13 protein-coding genes are annotated in these 21,187 nt (G+C 34.2%); 10 read left to right on the top strand and 3 right to left on the bottom strand.

From position 1 onward, the window contains the following. The first annotated feature begins 157 nt into the window (after nt 1–157). From OIU83_RS05730 to OIU83_RS05690, 9 genes are all read left to right on the top strand, one after another. Nucleotides 158–1,168: a LacI family DNA-binding transcriptional regulator gene (locus OIU83_RS05730; protein WP_264205313.1), complete on the top strand. Its 1,011-nt coding sequence runs from the start codon at nt 158–160 to the stop codon at nt 1,166–1,168. 301 nt (nt 1,169–1,469) lie between these two features. Then, nucleotides 1,470–4,559 (top strand): SusC/RagA family TonB-linked outer membrane protein, encoded by a 3,090-nt coding sequence (locus OIU83_RS05725; RefSeq protein ID WP_264205312.1) that lies wholly within the window; start codon nt 1,470–1,472, stop codon nt 4,557–4,559. Between the two features lie 16 nt (nt 4,560–4,575). Next, nucleotides 4,576–6,090, top strand: a complete 1,515-nt coding sequence (locus OIU83_RS05720; protein ID WP_264205311.1) for a SusD/RagB family nutrient-binding outer membrane lipoprotein — start codon at nt 4,576–4,578, stop codon at nt 6,088–6,090. Nucleotides 6,091–6,582: 492 nt separating this feature from the next. After that, a complete protein-coding gene (locus OIU83_RS05715; RefSeq protein WP_264205310.1) occupies nt 6,583–8,574 on the top strand; it encodes a beta-mannosidase in 1,992 nt (663 codons plus the stop codon). Between the two features lie 208 nt (nt 8,575–8,782). Continuing rightward, on the top strand, nt 8,783–11,059 hold the full coding sequence (locus OIU83_RS05710; protein ID WP_264205309.1) for a GH92 family glycosyl hydrolase: 2,277 nt from the start codon (nt 8,783–8,785) through the stop codon (nt 11,057–11,059). Nucleotides 11,060–11,163: 104 nt separating this feature from the next. Beyond that, nucleotides 11,164–13,449, top strand: coding sequence for a GH92 family glycosyl hydrolase (locus OIU83_RS05705; protein ID WP_264205308.1), 2,286 nt, complete (start codon nt 11,164–11,166; stop codon nt 13,447–13,449). A gap of 4 nt (nt 13,450–13,453) precedes the next feature. Next, entirely contained in the window at nt 13,454–14,914 is a 1,461-nt protein-coding gene (locus OIU83_RS05700; protein ID WP_264205307.1) for a glycoside hydrolase family 125 protein, read from the top strand. Between the two features lie 121 nt (nt 14,915–15,035). Then, complete coding sequence (locus OIU83_RS05695; RefSeq protein ID WP_264205306.1) at nt 15,036–15,938, top strand: ROK family protein; 903 nt, start codon at nt 15,036–15,038, stop codon at nt 15,936–15,938. A gap of 276 nt (nt 15,939–16,214) precedes the next feature. Further along, complete coding sequence (locus OIU83_RS05690; RefSeq protein WP_264205305.1) at nt 16,215–17,219, top strand: isoaspartyl peptidase/L-asparaginase family protein; 1,005 nt, start codon at nt 16,215–16,217, stop codon at nt 17,217–17,219. Nucleotides 17,220–17,592: 373 nt separating this feature from the next. Here OIU83_RS05690 and OIU83_RS05685 read toward each other — a convergent pair whose 3' ends face one another. Together OIU83_RS05685 and OIU83_RS05680 are read right to left on the bottom strand one after the other, a co-directional pair. Next, complete coding sequence (locus tag OIU83_RS05685) at nt 17,593–18,348, bottom strand: metallophosphoesterase family protein (RefSeq protein WP_264205304.1); 756 nt, start codon at nt 18,346–18,348, stop codon at nt 17,593–17,595. After that, the gene (locus tag OIU83_RS05680) at nt 18,345–19,511 is read right to left on the bottom strand and encodes an MFS transporter (RefSeq protein WP_264205303.1); all 1,167 of its coding nucleotides are present in this window, start codon (nt 19,509–19,511) and stop codon (nt 18,345–18,347) included. Before OIU83_RS05680 ends, OIU83_RS05685 begins: the two co-directional genes overlap by 4 nt. 83 nt (nt 19,512–19,594) lie before the next feature. On the opposite strand from OIU83_RS05680, the gene OIU83_RS05675 reads away from it, so the two are divergent. Then, a complete protein-coding gene (locus OIU83_RS05675; protein WP_264205302.1) occupies nt 19,595–20,434 on the top strand; it encodes an AraC family transcriptional regulator in 840 nt (279 codons plus the stop codon). 144 nt (nt 20,435–20,578) lie between these two features. On the opposite strand, the gene OIU83_RS05670 is transcribed toward OIU83_RS05675, so the two are convergent. Continuing rightward, nucleotides 20,579–21,139 carry a DUF2911 domain-containing protein gene (locus OIU83_RS05670; RefSeq protein ID WP_264205301.1) on the bottom strand — a complete coding sequence of 187 codons (561 nt, stop codon included), beginning with the start codon at nt 21,137–21,139 and terminating at the stop codon, nt 20,579–20,581. Nucleotides 21,140–21,187 lie beyond the last annotated feature (48 nt).

The raw sequence follows: 21,187 nt of genomic DNA, 5'->3' as shown, positions 1-21,187 counted from the left end.
ATCGGTAAAGACTTATGATTTCTGATGATTATACTGTTAATTGACTTTAAAATAATGATTTGTTTAAAAATAATTTTTACAAAATCGTTTTAGTAACTGTTTTTGTATATATTTGTGAAATGATTAATAATAGTTTATTAATAAATTAACTAGCCAGATGAAAAAGATTACTATTAAGGATATTGCCACCGAGGCACAAGTGTCTATATCTACTGTATCTTTTGTTATTAATGGTAAAGGCGAGAAAATGGGAATTAGTGCGGCTGTAATTAAAAAGGTTCAGGATGTAGCCGACAAGCTCAACTATAGACCTAGTATGATTGCTACGAGTCTTAGAACTGGGAAAACAAGATCTATTGGGCTTATTGTCGAAGATATTTCGAATCAGTTTTTTGCAGATCTCGCCAGAGTTATTGAGGATGAAGCTAAAAATATTGATTATAGAGTTTTTTATTGTAGTACAGGAAATGATGATGGGCGTTCGGAGGAATTAATACATAGCCTTTTGCAGGCTAATGTGGATGGTTTTATAATTACTCCAACAGAAAATTTAGAAAAAAGTATTGATCTCCTTTTAAAATTGGAGAAACCAGTTGTATTAATCGATAGATATTTTCCCGGACAAAAGGTCAGTCATGTTGTAATGGATAATTATGATGGGGCTCATTCGGCAACTAAATTTTTATTGAATAAAGGATATAAAAATATAGCTGTTTTTAATAATAAATCTGGAATGATACAGATGAAATTAAGGGAAGATGGTTATAGAGATGCATTAAAAGAAGAAGGGATTTATGATGAATCACTTGTTCTTCATATGGATTACCATAGTAGTGAAGAAAACAGAATTGCTGCGATATTGAGTTTTTTTAAAAAGAATCCCAAGATCGATGCCGTTTTATTCTTAGCGAATTATTTGGGATTGGCAGGATTACAAGCTTTCCGAGGAATGGGAATTAGGATACCGGAAGATATTGCTGTTATAAGTTTTGATGATCATGATAGTTTTAAATTACACACACCAACTATTACTGTAATTGCGCAGCCGATAGAAGATATAGCAGTTAAGTCTATACAATTATTGATGAGTCAGATGACAGATATGAAAACATTTGCAGTAGAGAAAGTCCTCAAAAAAGGGAGCCTAATTATAAGAGGATCAGTATAATTATGATTAAATAGGTTAAAGAAAATTAAAAAAGACGGTGAGTTTTTTTTTACTCATTTTGCTAAATCGTTTTAGTAAGTTTTAATTGATCAAAAAATAATATTTGTTAAATTTTTTTGATCAATTCACTATATCGATTTAGCAAATTGAAAGCGGTACCAAGTTACTGTTGATTGGAGGCATTCATAGTTTAGGGCCTATGGATATCATATTAAAATTGAGTTCACATTTTTATTAATATTTATTACAAACAAGTCAAACAAAAACAAAAACCAAGACAAATAAACCAATACAAATGCTTATGAAACAAGTTTTAGCAGTGTTAGGAATGGTATTGTTGACCAGCTTAGGGGCTGTGGCGCAAAACCGATTAATAACAGGCATAGTCGCAGATGCAGATAACAAGGGAGTTGTTGCTGCATCCATTGAAGTAAAAGGAAAACCTTTTAACGCAATTACAGATTCTGAAGGTCGTTTTAAAATGAATGTTCCAGAAGGTAAGGTTACTCTATATGTATCTTCTATTGGTTATGAAGCAAAATTAGTAGAGTTACAGGCAAATGATACGAAAGTTTCAGTTATATTAATTTCGGCAGTACAAGAATTAAAAGATGTTGTGATTACTTCATTTGGAGTAAAAAAACAGAAAAAGAGTTTAGGATATGCCGTTGGAGAACTAAAAGGAGATGACCTAACAAAAAATAAAGAGATTAACTTAGGTAATGCACTTCAGGGGAAAATTGCTGGGGTAAATGTTTCTGCACCAGTTTCTGGACCATCTGGTTCTAGTCGTGTTGTAATTCGTGGAGCAACTTCGGCATCGGGACTTAATCAACCTTTGTATGTTGTAGATGGTATTCCTATTGATAATAGTCAGCAAGGAAATGCTAATATGTGGGGAGGAGCCGATAAAGGAGATGGAATGTCTTCATTTAATCCAGACGATATCGCATCTATGTCGGTATTAAAAGGTAGTGCCGCATCTGCTCTTTATGGTTATAGAGGATCAAATGGTGTTATCTTAATTACTACCAAAAAAGGAAAAGCCAATACAGGACTTGGTATAGATTTTAGTACAAACTCTACATTTAATACTCCAGCAAATCTTTTAAAATGGCAAGATCAATATGGATCGGGAGAGCCTGTAAATGGCGTTCCTACGAGATATAATAATTTACAACAGCTTGGAGATAATTATTATACTGCTTGGGGAGATAAATATGATGGAACACCATCTCTTTCACTTGATGGAAAGACCAGACCATACCAAGCATACGGTAAAGATAATTTAGATCATTTTTATAGAACTGGATATTCTTTCAGTAACACATTGGCAATATCTGGCGGAAATGAATCGACAAATTTTAGATTGTCATTCGGAAACACTAAAGATGAGTCAATCCTACCAGGAACAAAATTTGGAAGAAACAATTTTGCTTTAAATTTAAATTCAGCTGTAAATGAAAAGGTAAGTATTGAGGCAAATGCACAATATGTTACTGAGAAAAGTCATAACAGACCTTATTTGAATGATGTTTCTAGAAATCCATCTTTTTCTAGTACATTCTTGAGCCCTGCAACAGATATAAGATGGTTAAGTAATGGATATGATGCAGATGGTGGTGAAGCAGATTATTTTGGATCAAATAACTATCAGACCAATCCATATTTTGCAACTCAGGAAGATCTTAATGATGACCTTAGAAAGCGTTTTATTGGTTCTACAAAATTAAATTATAATATCACAAATAAAATTTATGCTAAGGCAGTAATTGGGATTGATGATATTAATTATGAATATACCGAAATTGAGCCTACAGGAATTAACTATCTTCCGGGTGGATCTTATGAAAATAGGATTGAAAGCCGTTCAGAGGTTAATGCATCGGGGTATTTAGGATACAAAGGAGATCTAACCAAAGATCTTTCATTGGATGCTTTTGTTGGGGCAAACCGTCAGCATAATAGATTTAGTGTTAATAAAATGAAAGGGAAAAACTTTATTGTTCCGTTTAAATATTTTTATGGAAACACTATACCTGAAAAAACAGAAAAATTGTACGCAGAAAGCGAAGTAAACTCTCTTTTTTATTCAGCCGATTTAGGATATAAAAATTTCTTATATCTAAATGTAACTGGTCGTCAAGATTGGTTTTCTACTTTAGATCCTGCAAACAATAGCACTTTCTATCCATCTGTAAGTACGAGTTTTGTTTACTCAGAAATTATGAGTTTGCCAGACTGGATGTCTTATGGTAAGTTTAGAGCAGGTTGGGGTAATGTAGGTGGAGCTTTACCAGATGCGTATGCATTAGCTTTAACTTATATCGGACCAGACGGGCAAACAGAGTCGCAAGGACAACCTATTTTGGGTATTAATGGAGAAACAGTTCCAAATAAATACTTAAAACCTTATAATGTAAGTACAATAGAATTTGGTTTCGAAAATACATTCTTCAATAATAGAGTAAGTACCGATTTGACTTTTTATAGCAAGAAAACAACCAATGATATTACCGATGCCGATATTTCTCAAAGTACAGGTTTTAGAACTACCAAAATTAATGTAGGTGAGATTTCGAATAAAGGAGTTGAGTTTGCTTTGAACGTAAAAGCTATAAAAACAGAAAAATTTAGCTGGAGTATTGGTTATAACTTTGCTTACAACAAAAGTGAAGTATTGAACTTATCGGACAATATAACTACCAAAACACTAGAAAATAACAGAGATTCAAAAGCTTCTGTAGTTTTAGAGAAAGGACAACCTTTTGGAGTAATTAAGGCTTATGATTATTTAAGAGATGCCAGCGGAAATATTGTATTAGACTCTAATGGTAAATTCATGAGAGGAGATTTAATCATAGCTGGACAAGGAGTTGCTCCTACAGCAATGGGAATATCAAATGATTTTGTTTATAAAAATTTCACACTTTCGATTTTTGTAGATGCAAAATTAGGAGGCGATATTTACTCGGCTACAAATCAGTTAGGAACACGTTACGGATTATCAGACATTACACTTGATGGTCGTGAGGGAGGAATTGCTGTAACAGGTAAAGATATTAATGGTAATCCTGTAAATACAACTGTTTCTGCATACGATTATTGGAGAAGTTATAGCGAGGTATCGTCAAACTTTGTTTATAATGCCGATTTTGTTAAGCTTAGAGCAGTTTCTTTAAACTACAATTTCCCGAAAGCATATTTAGCACATTCGCCATTTCAATCTGTTAGTTTAGCATTTTCTGCTCATAATTTATGGACAATATATAGTGCAACACCTAATATTGATCCAGAGTCAAACTATTCTAATGGTAATGCACAAGGTCTTGAAAGAGCATCTATGCCGCTGACAAGAAATTATGGAGTAACTCTTAATGTTAAATTCTAAGAATAAAAATTAAAAGATGAAAAATAAATATATAAAAATATTTTGTATCGCAATTGTTAGTGCAATGACATTGACGGCATGCGATAAAGGATTCGAGGAATTAAATACGAATCCAAATGCTTTAACAGATCCAGCAATTAAATCAATGTTTACACTTGCCGAGATATATATCGATGGACAAGATTATTCTAATACCAGAGGAAATAATGCTTATGCTGCACAAATAGTACAACAATTTGCTTCATTGGGAGGACCAGGTTCAAAATATAGTTACTCTTCGGAATATTCAGGTTCTCTTTTTGGAGAATCATACGGTAAGGGATTGAATCAAATTTTTCAGTTGATGTCTGTTATACCAGATACTCCAGAAAATTCGAACATGATTCAGGCATGTAGAATTATGAAAGTATTCATGTTTCAGAAATTAACAGACACTTACGGAGAAATTCCATATTTCGAAGCAGGAAAAGGATATAACGGAAACATATTTGCACCTAAATATGATACACAACAAGCAATCTACAATGATTTATTAAAAGAGTTGGATGAAGCAAGTAATGCATTAGATGCAAATAAAGCTTTTGTAGGTAACGCCGATTTATTTTATCAAAGTGATGTAGCAAAATGGAAAAAATTTGCAAATTCATTGATGTTAAGAGTAGCCATGCGTTTGTCTAAAGTAGATCCTGCAAAATCGAAAGAATATGTAGAGAAAGCTTTCGTAAAAGGTGTTTTTGGTTCTAATGATGATAGTACTGTATTAAAACATGATCCAAGTCCTCAAGGAGTTAGAACAAACCCAATTACGTCATCTTGGGTTATGAATGATCTAAAAGGAGGTAATGCAGATATTAAATATAGTAAAACTTTTATAGATTTATTAAAAAACACCAATGATCCGCGTTTAAGAATCTATGCCAAACTGGAAGGTTCAGATAATAATAATCCTGCAGACCAACAAGGGTTGGCAAATAGCGCAAAAGAGTTCGCAGGTGGAGACAAAAAGCTTTTCTCGGATCCTAATACTTCTACGGTATTGCGTTTGGATGCACCTACTTTAATCATGTCTTATGGCGAAGTACAATTTTTATTGGCAGAAGCTGCTGCAAAAGGTTGGAATGTTTCAGGAACAGCTCAACAATATTATCAAGACGGAGTAAAAGGAGCAATGCAAGTTTTAACCATTTTTGGAGACAAAGTACCTGCAGTTACAACAGCCGAATATGATACTTATATAGCTGCACATCCTTTTAACGCTTCTGGAACAGAGGCACAAAAGATAGAGCAAATTATAACTCAAAAATGGATTGTTTTGTTATTCAATGGTTTTGAAGCCTTTTCTGAGTGGAGAAGAACAGGATATCCGGTTTTAGTTCCGGTTAATGATCCTCTTGGAGAAACTAATGGTACAATTCCGAGAAGATTGATATACGATCAATCTGAGCTGATAACAAATTCGGCCAATTACAAAGAAGCAATTTCACGCCAAGGGTTAGATTTAATGACAACCAGAATTTGGTGGGATAAATAATTAATTTGGTTAGGTTAGTTAAAATAAGTCGGATGGGATATACATCCTGTCCTGGCTTATTTTTAAATTTCTATTTTGATTTTATTTTAAAAAAAACATTTGTTATAAAGAGGTTAATATATTGTTTTTTAGTACCTTTTTTTTCGCAACCAGTAAAATTGCTTTTGCTGAAAAAGATGGAATTACTTTCGATAAAACTTAAAAATCTAATGACATTGTTTATTGATTTTAATATTGAATAAATAGATTTTACTCAAAATACCAAAACCGCTCTTATTGTATACTGTAAAGATCAAGCAAGTTTAAGTTTGGCAGCCGTAAAAAGGAAATTATTTCTGGATATTTTTGTTAGTTACTCTTATTCTTGGATATAAAACCTAAAAAAGAGAAGGAACTAATTGTGCAAGCAATTATCCTTCTTTTACTGCCAACGGTTAAATAACTGCTACTCTTTACATATGATTAAAATTTAGACACGAATATTCTATAAAAATGAAATATAAAAAAAGCTTTTATTCGATAGTCAGCATTTGTCTTGCAAATTTTTCATTTGTAGCAAGCGCTCAAAATATTGAAATAAAAAAAGGTTGGGAATATCGCGAAACCAAAACTGCAAAATGGTATCCAGCCACCGTTCCGGGTGAAATCCACACCGATTTATTAAACAATAAATTAATTCCAGATCCATTTTATAGAGACAATGAGAAAAAACTAGAATGGATAGAGAAGAAAGATTGGGAATATAAAACCACTTTTCAGGTAACACCAGCAACGTTAAACAAAAAAAATGCAGAACTAGTTTTTGATGGATTAGATACCTATGCAACAGTTTACCTAAACAATCAATTGGTATTAAAAGCCGATAATATGTTCCGCCAATGGAGAGTTGATGTAAAGAAAATAATCAAATCAGGAAATAATGATTTGGTAATCGTATTTAAATCGGCACAAAATGTAGTCGATTCGCTTGCCAAGAAAGATTTACCATTTATAATTCCAGATAATCCTCGTGCTTATGTGCGTAAAGCGCAGTACCATTTTGGATGGGATTGGGGACCAAAATTCACCACTTGCGGAATTTGGAAAACACCACGATTGGAAGCCTATGACAAAAAAACTCCAGAGAAACCCTATGTGCTAGATCGTAAGATAGAATTGGTACAACAACCAGATAGTCTTGGTAAATCATTTTATTTTAAAATCGATGGGAAACCGGTTTATATGAAAGGAGCCAATTATATTCCTTCGGATGCATTTCTTTCCCGAGTTACCAAAAAAGAATATGAAAAAGTGATTGGTATGGCCAAAGATGCCAATATGAATATGTTGCGTATTTGGGGTGGAGGAGTTTATGAAGATGATTATTTTTATGATTTATGTGATAAAAACGGAATCTATGTTTGGCAGGATTTTATGTTTGCCGGAACAATGGTACCGGGAGATGATGCTTTTTTTGATAATGTGAAAAAAGAAGTTCAGTATCAGGTAAAACGCTTACGTCATCATAAAAGCATTGTTTTATGGTGCGGTAATAATGAAATCGATGAAGCTTTTAAAGATTGGGGATGGCAAAAAAGCATGAAAATGTCCAAGCAAGATTCGACTCGATTATGGAAAGATTACGTTCGATTGTTCCAGGATAGTATCCCGAAATGGGTGAAGGAAGTCGATAATAAACGACCATATATTAGTTCATCACCATTGTTTCATTGGTCCAAAGAAAAGAGCCTTACCGAAGGAGACAGCCATTATTGGGGAACTTGGTGGGGACTGGAAGATGTAGAAGCCGTACAGAAAAAAACAGGACGTTTTGTGAGCGAATACGGAATGCAAGCGATGCCTAATTATTCTTCTATCGAAAAATTTACATTGCCAGAAGACCGATATTTATATTCGGATATCTTACAGGCGCACCAAAAAGCTGGAAAAGGATTCCTGAAATTAGATTCTTATCTGAACAGATATTTCATTGATTCAACCAAAATAAAGAAAATGAATGTCGAGGATTATACATACCTCACACAATGTTTGCAATATTATTCGCTTAAAAACATTATCGGAATCCACCGTTCAAAAGCACCTTATAATATGGGAACATTAGTTTGGCAACTTAACGATTGTTGGCCAGTAGCAAGTTGGAGTGTGACCGATTATTACGACCGACAACCCAAAGCCGCTTGGTATGCTATGAAAGAAGCTTATCGAGATGATAAAACCCCGGAAATTGATCTGACACGTCCGATAAATTTAAAACTTGAAGACCCAAAAATCACGTGGAAAGTACAAGGAAGCAAACTGATTTTAAAAGCTTCAAAATTTGCGAAATATGTAAATGTTTCCATAAAAGGATATACAGGCAAATGGAGTGATAATTACATCGATTTGAAAGAAGGTGAAGAAAAAATAATTACTTTCGAAGGTAAAATAACGAAACCAGAGATTAAGGTTTATTCTCTGTATGATGTTTTGAGAAGATACAATTAAAGGGACTAAGTTTTTGAGGTACAAAGACTCAAAGGTTTCTTGTATTGCGAATAAAAAAGGGTTCAAAGGTTTTCTGTAGAGACGTACTGTAGTGTGTCTTCAATAGATAAAAAGATTAAAATCTTTGCATCCTCTGCGTGTCCCGAGGCTTCGGGACTGCGCACTTTGTGGTTAAATTCTACACAATTCAAATAAAAAAATAGATTATATGTTTAAAAAATATAACAAAATAGTTTCTAGTGGAATTTTTGCTTTAAGCATAATTTTCACCAATCCTGCAATTTCACAGGAAAAGAAAGCTAAACAAAATAGTTTAGATTATACTCAATATGTAAATCCACTAATAGGATCTGCAGGTCATGGACACGTATTTGTTGGTGCAAACGTTCCTTTCGGAGCTGTACAATTAGGACCCGTAAATGTTTTTGAAGGTTGGGATTGGTGCAGCGGATACAACTACGCGAGTAATACCATATTAGGGTTCACGCATACCCATTTAAGCGGAACTGGAATAGGAGATTTAAATGATATCTTGTTATTGCCAGTATCAGGAAAAGTACCTCTTACCAAAGGAACAAAAGAAGATATGGTAACTGGTTATGGCTCCTATTTCTCTCATAAAAACGAAGTAAGCAAAGCAGGATATTACAGCGTTTTGCTTGATAAATACAAAATTAAAGCAGAGCTAACAGCTAGCAAAAGAGTAGGTTTTCATAAATACACATTTAATACCACTACAGATAATCATGTTTTACTAGATCTTGCCGATGGTGTGGGATGGGATAAACCGGTAAAAACATTCATAAAAAAGATAAACGAAACCACCCTTGTAGGATATAGATATTCTGCGGGTTGGGCAGCAGATCAGCGTATCTTTTTTACTATCGAATTCTCCGAGCCAATTACTAATATCGCATTGTACGACAATACAACGGCAGTTGCAGGTAATGAAGGAGAAGCGGTAAGAATGAAAGCAGTTTTGGATTTTACTACTTTAAAAAACAAACAAGTTTTAGTAAAAGTAGGAATATCTCCAGTAAGTTATGAAAACGCTTCCGCGAATATTAAAGCCGAGATTCCGGGTTGGGATTTTAATGCTGTAGCAAAAGAAGCAACATCAAAATGGAACAAAGAACTAAATAAGATTCAGATAAAAGCAGATGATAAAACTACGAAAGTTTTTTATACGGCCTTGTATCATACCATGTTTGCACCTTCAATTTTTAATGATGTAAACGGAGATTATAGAGGAACAGATAAAAAAGTATATGAAAAAGCAGGTTTTACCAACTATACTACCTTTTCTCTTTGGGATACATACCGTGCTTTACATCCTTTATATACCATTACACAACCAGATAAAATCAATGATATTGTAAAATCATTTTTGGCAATCTATGAGCAACAAGGGCGATTACCAGTTTGGCATTTAATGGGGAATGAAACCAATACTATGAACGGGAATCACTCGATTGCAGTTATTGTAGATGCTTATATGAAAGGGTATAGAGATTATGATGTAGCATTGGCTTATGAAGCGATCAAAAAAACGTCAATGCAAACTCGTGACGGAATGGATTATATTCAAAAGCTAGAATACATTCCGGCTGATAAAATGCTAGAATCAGTTGGTAATGCCCTAGAATATGCTATTGATGATTATTGTGTAGCACTAATGGCAAAATCATTGGGTAAAACCGATGATTATAACTATTTCTCAAAAAGAGCCAATTTGTACAAACTTTATTTCGATAAAGAATCCACATTTATGAGAGGGAAATTAACAGATGGTAATTGGAGAACACCATTTAACCCACTTTCATCGGCACATCGTAAAGATGATTATGTAGAGGGAAATGCGTGGCAATACACTTGGTTAGTTCCTCAGGATCCTTATGGTTTAATTGAATTATTTGGAAGCGAAGATAAATTTTTAGCTAAGCTAGATTCACTTTTCTTAATAACAGATAAAGTAGAAGGCGAAGAGATTTCCCCAGATATCAGCGGATTAATTGGTCAATATGCACAAGGAAACGAGCCAAATCATCATATTCCATATCTTTATGCATACGCAGGACAACCTTGGAAAACAGCCAAACTAATTCGTGAAATCGATGATAAATTCTACTCGACAAAACCAGACGGATTATGCGGAAATGAAGATTTAGGACAAATGTCGGCTTGGTATGTCTTTTCATCGATGGGATTTTATTCGGTTAATCCGGCAAACGGAATTTATGTTTTAGGAAGTCCTTTGGTAAACTCAGCGACAATTCATCATAAAGAAGGAATTTCATTTACATTAAAAGCAATAGATAATAGCAAAACAAATATCTATATCCAAAGAGCAGAGTATAACGGTAAGCCGTACACAAAATCATACATCACGCATGATATGATTGTAAAAGGAGGAGAATTAAAATTGTTTATGGGAAACAAACCATCGACAACTTTTGGAGTGAAGAAAGAAGATAGACCGCTTTAATTTTAGATTTTAGAATATAGATTTTAGTTAAGAAGTCAGAAGATTTTAGTCGCAGTTTACAGTCACAGTTTTTAGCCTAAAGCCTAAAGCAAAAAAAATAAAATATGAAAATAAAGAGTTTAATTTTTTTAGGGGTATTACAATGCTGCATTTTTGTAAATGCACAAGTTAAAGCGTTAGATCCGGTAGAATATGTCAACCCATTAATGGGAACACAATCACTATCTAATCTTTCCAACGGAAATACTTATCCTGCGATTTGCAGACCTTGGGGAATGAATTTCTGGACACCACAAACCGGAAAAATGGGTGACGGATGGGCGTATGTTTATACGGCCGAAAAGATAAGAGGATTCAAACAAACACATCAGCCTTCGCCTTGGATGAACGATTACGGACAGTTTTCGATCATGCCCGTAACAGGGAAATTAACTTTTGCAGAAGACGAAAGAGGAAGTTGGTTTAGTCATAAAGCTGAGGTTTCAAAACCATATTATTACAGCGTATATCTTGCAGATTATGATGTAACAACCGAAATTACTGCAACTGAAAGAGCAGCACATTTTCAGATTACATTTCCAGAGAATGAACAATCTTCTATTGTAATCGATGCATTCGATAAAGGTTCTTATATCAAAATAATTCCATCAGAGAATAAGATTATAGGTTACACAACTCGCAATAGCGGTGGAGTTCCGGAGAATTTTAAGAACTATTTTGTATTACAATTCGATAAACCATTTTCAACAAATTATACTTGGCGTGATAAAGTTCTGGAAAAAGACAAACTAGAATTAAAAGACAATCATGTAGGTGCAATAGTAGGTTTTAAAACCAAAAAAGGAGAGAAAGTAAATGTAAAAGTATCATCATCTTTTATCAGCATAGAACAAGCAGAACTGAATTTGAAGAACGAGTTAGGAAAAGCAACTTTCGATGAAACTGTAGCCGAATCTAAAAAAGAATGGAATAAAATTCTAGGAAAACTAACTGCCGAAGGAGGTAGCGAAGAGCAACTTAAAACATTCTATTCTTGTTTATATCGCACCGTTTGTTTTCCACAAAAACAATATGAAATAGACGCTAAGGGAGAAATTGTACATTATAGCCCTTATAATGGCAAAGTATTACCAGGCTATATGTATGCAGGAACAGGATTTTGGGATACTTTCCGTGCCTTATATCCATTACTTAATTTAGTTTACCCTTCTATAAACAAAGAAATGCAAGAAGGATTAATCAACGATTATAAAGAAGGCGGTTTCTTGCCAGAATGGTCAAGTCCGGGATTCAGAAACGTAATGGTTGGGAACAATTCGGCATCTGTAGTATCCGATGCTTACATCAAAGGATTACGAGGTTATGATATAGATAAATTATACGAAGCCTTATTACATGGAGCCAATAATGAAGGTCCGATGGATGCAGTGGGAAGAAGAGGAGTTAAGTATTACAACACTTTAGGTTATGTTCCTTATGATGTAAAAATTAATGAGAATGCAGCAAGAACGCTAGAATATGCTTATGATGATTTTACCATCTGGAAATTGGCGAAAGCCCTGGATCGTCCGAAAAAAGAAATTAACTTATTAGAAAAACGAATGATGAATTATAAAAATCTTTATAATCCAGAAATCGGATTGATGAGCGGTAGAAATAAAGACGGAAGCTTTCCTAAAAATTTCAATCCGTTTAAATGGGGCGACGCTTTTACCGAAGGCAATGCGTGGCATTATAGCTGGAGCGTATTCCATGATATAAATGGTTTAATTGATTTAATGGGTGGTGAGAAAAAATTCACGGCCAAATTAGACGCTGTTTTTACAACACCTCCAATTTTTGATGATAGTTATTACGGATCAGTTATTCATGAAATCCGCGAAATGCAAATCATGAATATGGGACAATATGCGCACGGAAACCAACCTATCCAGCACATGATTTATTTGTATAATTACGCAGGCGAGCCTTGGAAAACACAATACTGGTCTCGTGAAGTAATGAACCGTTTGTACAAACCAACTCCAGATGGATATTGCGGAGATGAGGATAACGGACAAACTTCGGCTTGGTATGTTTTCTCAGCAATGGGATTCTATCCAGTTTGTCCCGGGACAGATGAGTACGTTCTTGGAGCACCATTATTTAAGAAACTAACATTAAAAATGGAAAACGGAAAGGAGCTTATCATAAATGCAGCAAATAATTCCGAAACCAATAAATATGTTCAGGAATTAAAATGGAATAATGCAACTCATACCAAAAATTACATCAATCATTTTGATGTACTAAAAGGTGGTGAATTAAATTTTGACATGAGCAGCAAACCTAATTTACAAAGAGGAACTTCAGCAAGTGCCTATCCATATTCTTATTCAACTTCAAAATAATACTATGCAATCACGTAGAAAATTTATAAAAAATACAGGGATTTTTTCAGCAGGATTATTGGCGCTTCAAACGGATGCTTTTGGAATGCAATCGGATGCTTTTAATTTTGCACTAAAAGATTTTATTACCAAAAGACCACCATTGGCCGAAAGGAAATTTACAAGTAAAGCTATTGAAGCAGCAATTGTAAGAATCAAAAAACAAATAGCAAATCCGGAACTAGCTTGGTTATTTGAGAACTGTTTTCCTAATACACTAGATACAACAGTCGATTTTGAAATCATCGATGGAAAACCAGATACCTATGTAATTACAGGAGATATCGATGCGATGTGGTTGCGTGACAGTACAGCACAAATATGGCCGTATATCCCATTTATAAAAGAAGATAAAAAACTAGCCGAATTGGTAAAAGGTGTAATTAACCGCCAAACAAAATGTATTTTGTTAGACCCTTATGCAAATGCTTTTTACAAAGATTTTAATCAGGTAAGCGAATGGAAAAATGACATGACCAAAATGCAACCTGGTATTCATGAGCGTAAATGGGAGATAGACAGTTTGTGTTACCCAATACGATTGGCACACGGATATTGGGCAGCAACCGGAGATATAAGTTTGTTCGACAGTAAGTGGAAAGAAGCCATGCTTTTGGTATTGCAAACTTTTAAAGAACAACAACGATGGACCGATAAAGGACCATACAATTTTCAGCGAGTTACAGCTTGGGCTACAGATGGTGTACCGTTAAGCGGTTACGGATATCCTGTAAAACCTTGCGGATTGATTGTTTCGACTTTTAGACCAAGCGATGACAGTACTTTGTTTGGGTATTTAATTCCGAGTAATATGTTTGCGATCGAAGTGCTTGGATATCTTCAGGAAATTTTCTCTTTACCGGCATTAAAAGATGATAATTTAGTGGCTAAAGCCAAAGAATTACAGGGACAAGTTCAGAAAGGATTAGAAGAAAACGGAATCATCGATCATCCAAAATTCGGAAAAATCATTGCTTTTGAAGTAAACGGATACGGAAGTTTCCATATGATGGATGATGCCAATGTTCCGTCCTTATTATCATTGCCTTATTTAGGCGCGATTGAACCAGATAGTCCACTATATTTGAATACTCGTAAAGTAGTGCTTTCAGAAAATAATCCATTTTTCTACAAAGGAAAAGCAGGTGAGGGCGTTGGTGGCCCCCATACTGGAACAGATACGATCTGGCCTATGAGTATTGTTTTAAGAGCGATTACCAGTGTCGACGAAAAGGAGATAAAACATTGTATTAGCAATTTAATCAAAACAAATGCCGATACAGGATTCATGCACGAATCATTTCATAAAGATGATGTAACGAAGTTTACCAGAAAATGGTTTGCATGGGCGAATACACTTTTTGGCGAAATGATTGTGCATACCAGCATTCATTATCCTCAGATCTTAAAAGATAAAAACATCTAAAAATAAATTTACCATTAAGAGATTAAGTATCCTAACAGGTTTTTAAAACCTGTTAGGTATAAATTGAAGACTAAAAAAATCTTTATCTCTTAGTAACCCAAATCCAAAAAAACACAAAAGAATGAATAAAGAATATGCCGTTGGATTAGATATTGGTGGCACACATATTACCGCAGCAATTATAGATATTACAGCTATGAAAGTGATTGATTCTTCTCTGCATAAAGAATCATTTGATTCTAATATGCCAGTGGAAGAAGTTATGACTATATGGGAAAAAGCAATTCGTATTTCTATCAAGAATTCCAAAGTTGTAAATACGACAGGATTAGCAGTTTGTATGCCTGGTCCATTTGATTATACCAATGGAGTTTGTTGGATAAAAGATCAATCTAAATACGAACATTTTTACGGATTAAATGTTCGAGATTTATTTCAGGACAAATTGAATCTTTCGAATGATTTTCCGATTTTGTTCGAAAATGATGCCGTTTGTTTTGGTAAAGGAGAAGTTTTTAAAGATACTGATAATCTTTCCAAAAAAATAATGGCAATCACGCTAGGCACAGGACTTGGAGCTTGTTTTATAGATAAAGGAACATCGATTAGTACAGGTGATTTAGTACCAAAAGATGGAGAAATATATGACCTTCCGTATAAAGAAGGTATAGCCGAAGATTACGTTTCGGTACGTGGACTTATTGCTGGTTATTTCGCTTTAAGCGGAAAAAAATTAAACAATGGATTAGAGCTTTATAATTTAGCTAAAGCAGAAGATAAATTGGCAATAGAAGTATTCGAAAAAATGGGGGAAGATTTGGCCGAAATTGTTATTCCGTGGTTAGAAAAATTCTCTGCTGATAGTTTTATTATTGGAGGGAAAATTGCAAATGCAAGTGAATTTTTCTTGCCGTTTTTTAACAAAAAAATAAAAGACGCAGGAAGTAATGTTACAGTATCAATTTCTACAGATAATGAAATAGCCGCTTTATTAGGTGCTACAAGCATGCTTTATAAAGCGTAGATTTGATTATATTAGTTGATTTTTTTCTGCCACAGATAAAGGATTAAGAAGATTTATTGATAAGAATTCCTATCCAGCAAGGTTTTTTTCAACCTTGTAGGTTTGATTTTTAATATTTATAAAGTTAAGATTAAGTAACTGTTTTTTACCATATAAGTTCATATTAAAAAATCTTTATTGCTTAGTTTTTAGTAAGTAAAAAACTTTAATGTGCTTATATAACTTATATGGTTTAATTTTTTTAATATTATATATGGTTTAAAATTTTATTTATTTATGACAAATTCAAATCGCAGAAATTTTATAAAAACAGCGGCAATAGGCTCGGTTGCTGTGGCATTGCAATCTTTCAATTCAGATTCAGGAGAAGATGAAAAAAGCATAGTATCTAAGAAGGGAAAAAAGCCGATTGTACTCTCTACTTGGAAGTTTGGAATTCCTGCAAATGAAGCTGCTTGGGAAGTTTTAAAAAGCAAAGGAAGTGCCTTAGATGCTGTAGAAGCAGGAGTTAAAATTCCCGAAGGTGACCCAAAAGAAAGAAGTGTAGGTTATGGCGGACGTCCAGATAGAGATGGTCGTGTAACGCTTGACGCTTGTATCATGGATGAGAATGCCAATATAGGTTCGGTTGCTTGCTTGGAATATATAAAACACCCAATATCAGTTGCAAGAGCGGTAATGGAAAAAACACCTCACGTAATGTTGGTTGGCGATGGTGCTTTGCAATTTGCATTGGCGCAAGGTTTTAAAAAAGAAAATCTGCTAACAGAAGAGTCCGAAAAAGAATGGAAAGAATGGCTGAAAGACAGCAAATACAAACCAATTGCTAATATCGAAAATCACGATACTATTGGAATGATTGCTCTGGATGTCAACGGAAATCTTTCGGGAGCATGTACCACAAGCGGAATGGCATTTAAAATGCACGGACGCGTTGGAGATTCTCCAATTATCGGAGCGGGTTTATATGTGGATAACGAAATTGGAGCCGCAACAGCAACAGGACATGGAGAAGAAGTAATCAGGATTGCAGGTTGCCATCTTGTAGTTGAATTAATGCGACAAGGAAAATCACCTCAAAAAGCTTGTGAAGAAGCTGTGGCAAGAATCGTAAAATTAACTAAGAATAGAAACAAAGATTTAAAAGATATTCAAGTTGGTTTTATCGCCTTAAATAAAGCAGGAGAATATGGTTCCTATTGTATTCAGGGCGGTTTTAACTATGCAGTTTATGATGATACAGGAAATAAATTAATCGATGCCGATTATTTCTTGAAGTAAGATATTAGTTAGCTCTGCAAAGGGGTAATTGTTTTACCCTAAACTTGTCTTTCTTGATACAGAAGGAATTTCAGTGTGAAACTCCATATTCTTGTTTTATCCACAACATTGTATTCTCTCAATATTGTCTTTCCTGACGCAAGAAGAATCTCCGTTAGTAATTCGACAATCTAAGACAAGTTTGTGTTAGTTTCTCACAGAGATTCTTCTTGCGTCAGGAAAGACAAGTTTGCGGTTGTATCGAAGAGCATTATTTGTAATTATTATTATTATTATTATTATTATTTAAGTGGCTTTGTCAAGAAAGACAAGATTGAGAAATTAAAATCTTATTAAAAACTATTCAGACCGAGAGTCTAATAATAAAACAAACTTATACTGAAACATTTTTTTTAAGAAACTGAGCATAAAAATCAGGGATTTCGCTTTCTTCAATGGCGCTTATTACTTCGTTTATAGGGTATTGCAACTTAACAATTTCGGGAGTTATATTTTCGTCAGAAACATGTAATATAAGATATGTTGCCAATGGATTTTCTTCTCTAGATCGACCTACAGAACCAGAATTTATTAATGTTCCAGCAGGAGATTCTGCGGTTGCTTCTATATGCCTAACGTATGGTTTGTGTGTATGCCCCATAATGATGATATCGGCTTTTTCCTGAGCAAGCATCGATTGAACATCTTCAAGATTATGATTCTCATAAATGTATTCATCATTACTTCGGGTACTGCCGTGAACCAATAATACTTTAGTTTCTTTTCCAGAAATGGTAAAATGGAGCAAAAACCTTTCAGGAAGAGTTTTTAAGAACGCCTTGTTCTCTGGCTTTATAGTTTGTTTAGTATAATTAATTCCGTTAACACGTGCAGCTCTTTCCTCGGGATTGTGTTTTGGTAATGGAGTTACTTCATGATCAAATGCAATGCGTTCATCATGATTTCCCATTAAGCAAGGAATTTCTAATGCTTTAATAAGTTCGATAACTTCATTGTGCCAAGGAGCAAAATCGACCAAATCGCCTAAGCAATATATTTGATCAATGTTCCTTTGTTTTATATCTTCGAGAACGACTTTTAGCGCAGGTAAATTACCATGTATATCGCTAATTATTGCTATGTTCTTCATGCTTTACGTTTGTTTGAAAAAATTACTATTATTAATGCAATAATACTCCATAAAAGCATTTGTGAGGTAGCCATATCCCATTTTCCTAACTTCCAACTCAAAAGTCCGAAGTAAGTTCCTACTGCGGCACCGATAAAATAAGTAGTCATGTATATGGTATTCAGTCTGCTATGCGCTTCTTCGTGTAAACTATATATACGTGTAAAATTGGTAATTTGGGTTGCTTGTACGCCAATATCTAAGAAGAAAACACTAAGAATTAACACGGGAATAGAATACGGGAATATTTTTATAAGAATAATGCTGCCTATAATCATCGAGACTGTAGTTAATAAAGAGCTTCGTACATTACCTTTATCTGCTAGTTTGCCAAAATACGGTGCGACCAATGCACCACCAATGGCAATTAATCCGAAGAGTCCGATTATGCCCGAATGATAGTTTAAAGGCTCACTGCTAAGATGAAAAGTAAGCGTTGTCCAGAAGGAACAAAATACACCAAATGTAAATGATCCTAAAAGTGCTGTTTGGCGCAAAACGGGATATTTGGGTATGAGTGCCAAAGTAGATTTTATGAGATGAAAATAACTGCCTTTAAATTTTGAAGGTACTTCGGGCAGGTATAATTTTAGCATAAGTGTAACCAAAAGAACCATTAATCCTGAAATTCCAAACACATAACGCCATCCTAATAATTCGGTTATAAAACCACTAATAACTCTCGCTCCTAATATTCCAACCAATATTCCGCTGAAAACTACACCCACATTTTTACCTCTGTTTTCTTTGCCCAATGTTGCTGCCATTGGTAATATAATTTGGGCAGGAGTAGAGAATAGACCAACAAAAAAGCTGAGTATATATAAGGCTGTTAATGATGATGTCAAGGTTATAAAAAACAAAGTAAGCACGAGTAATCCACACAATAAAAGAATAAGATTCTTGCGATTTACTTTATCGCCAAGCGGAAGTAAAAAGAACATCCCAAGTCCATATCCTAACTGAGAAAGCATTGAGATTTTCCCGATTTGGGTTTCGGTAACTTTAAGTGATAAAGCTATTGTTTGCAATATGGGTTGATTGTAGTATATATTGGCAACGATTACTCCGGCTGAGACTGCCATAAGCGGAATCACTGCTGGTTTGAAACTGGTTTTATTCATAAACTTTTTTTGCAAAGCTATTGTACTCTTAAAAGTAAAAATTGTACTTTTAAACTCTATTTTTGTAAAAAAACAACAATCATTTGGAACGTTTTATCCAACATACACCTTTATTTATTCGGCATTTTACGACCGAAACCTGGCCATTTCCTGTGCACAATCATAATCATTTTGAGTTGGTTTTTATTCATTCGGGTAGTGGATTACATCAATTAAACGACGGAGAGGTTACGTATAAAGGACCTTGTGTCTTTTTGTTATGTCCATCTGATTATCATCTTTTTATAATTGATAAAGAAACGGAGTTTAGTGTATTAAAATTTAATAATCGCTATCTGGACGGAACCTCAGCTGATACTGCCAAAAACGAATGGAATAAAGTCCTTGATCAATTGCTTGGAATAAGTAACACTTCAGACGGTAAACTGGTTGATGCTCCCAAAGAGTTAGATAAAATAAATCATCTGATGCGACTTATTGTTAGCGAGTGGGATGGAGGTAGCCAGAACGGATCTAATGAGGTGCTGCTTTATTTAATACGAAGTGTGTTTGCTGTAATTAAGAAAAATGCTTTTGAATCATTAGGAACTACTATGGTTTTGAATGAAGGACTATTGGTAGGGATTATGAATTATATCCATAAGGAAATTCGCGTGCCTGCTAATTTAAACCTGATGGTTTTGTCGGGTTATTTTAATATGGCACCAAATCATTTAAGTAGTTTGTTTAAGCGACAAACTGGTGGTTCTATAAAGAAATATATTGATGATTATAAATACAAATTGATAGAAAACCGCCTTAAACATAGTAGTGCTTTAATGAAAGAAATAAGCAATGAGTTTGGATTTTCGGATGTAAGTCACTTTAATAAGTTCTTGAAAAAACAAACAGGATTAAATCCTAAAGAAGTTCGACGTCTTTAGTTTTTAGTTTTTAGTATTCAGTCTCAGTCTCAGTTGCAGTTTTCAGTTTCAGTGTTGAGTATTTACTCTCAGTTTGCAGTATAAAAAAAGAGATACTTATTTTGATTAAGTATCTCTTTTATATTTGGTTGTAATGGCAAATAATTATTTAATTGTAATTGGAACTTCTACTGTTGTTTTATCCCAACCAATTACCAGATTTGCTACAGCACCTTGATTTGTAAAAGCAATTGATAAAGCTTCAATTGGTGTAGATACTGCTTTAACAGGAACTGTTACTCTGGCAATATCTTTGGTTTCATCATAAGCATAAGCTCCCCACATATCAATTTCTTTATTGATAATGATTATCCATTTATCTTTTTCAGGAATGGCAAACAAACTATATGTTCCAGCTGGAATGTTTTTACCGCCAATTGTAACTGGTTTGTAGAATTTGATTTCGGTGTTTTCATTAGCTCCCACACGCCAAACTTCACCAAAGGGAATTAGTTCGCCAAAAATAGCACGCCCTTTTACCGAAGGTCTTGAATAAATAACTTTAATAACAGCTGTTGGACTATCTGTTTTTTTGGACTTAACCGCTTTATTTGGGTAATAACTAATGTCAAGTGGACTTGCATCCAACGGTGCGAATTTAACATCTTGTGCATTAACTGAAAAAGCAGTCAATAAGATGATTACTAGTAAATTAAAATTTTTCATAGTTGTAATGATTTTATAATAGTTTACACAAAGTAAGAGAATATCCAA

This window comes from Flavobacterium shii (assembly GCF_025847235.1).
Classification (GTDB): Bacteria; Bacteroidota; Bacteroidia; order Flavobacteriales; family Flavobacteriaceae; genus Flavobacterium; species Flavobacterium shii.
The sequence above is the reverse complement of the archived record's forward strand: the minus strand, read 5'-3'. Positions and strand labels throughout refer to the sequence as shown.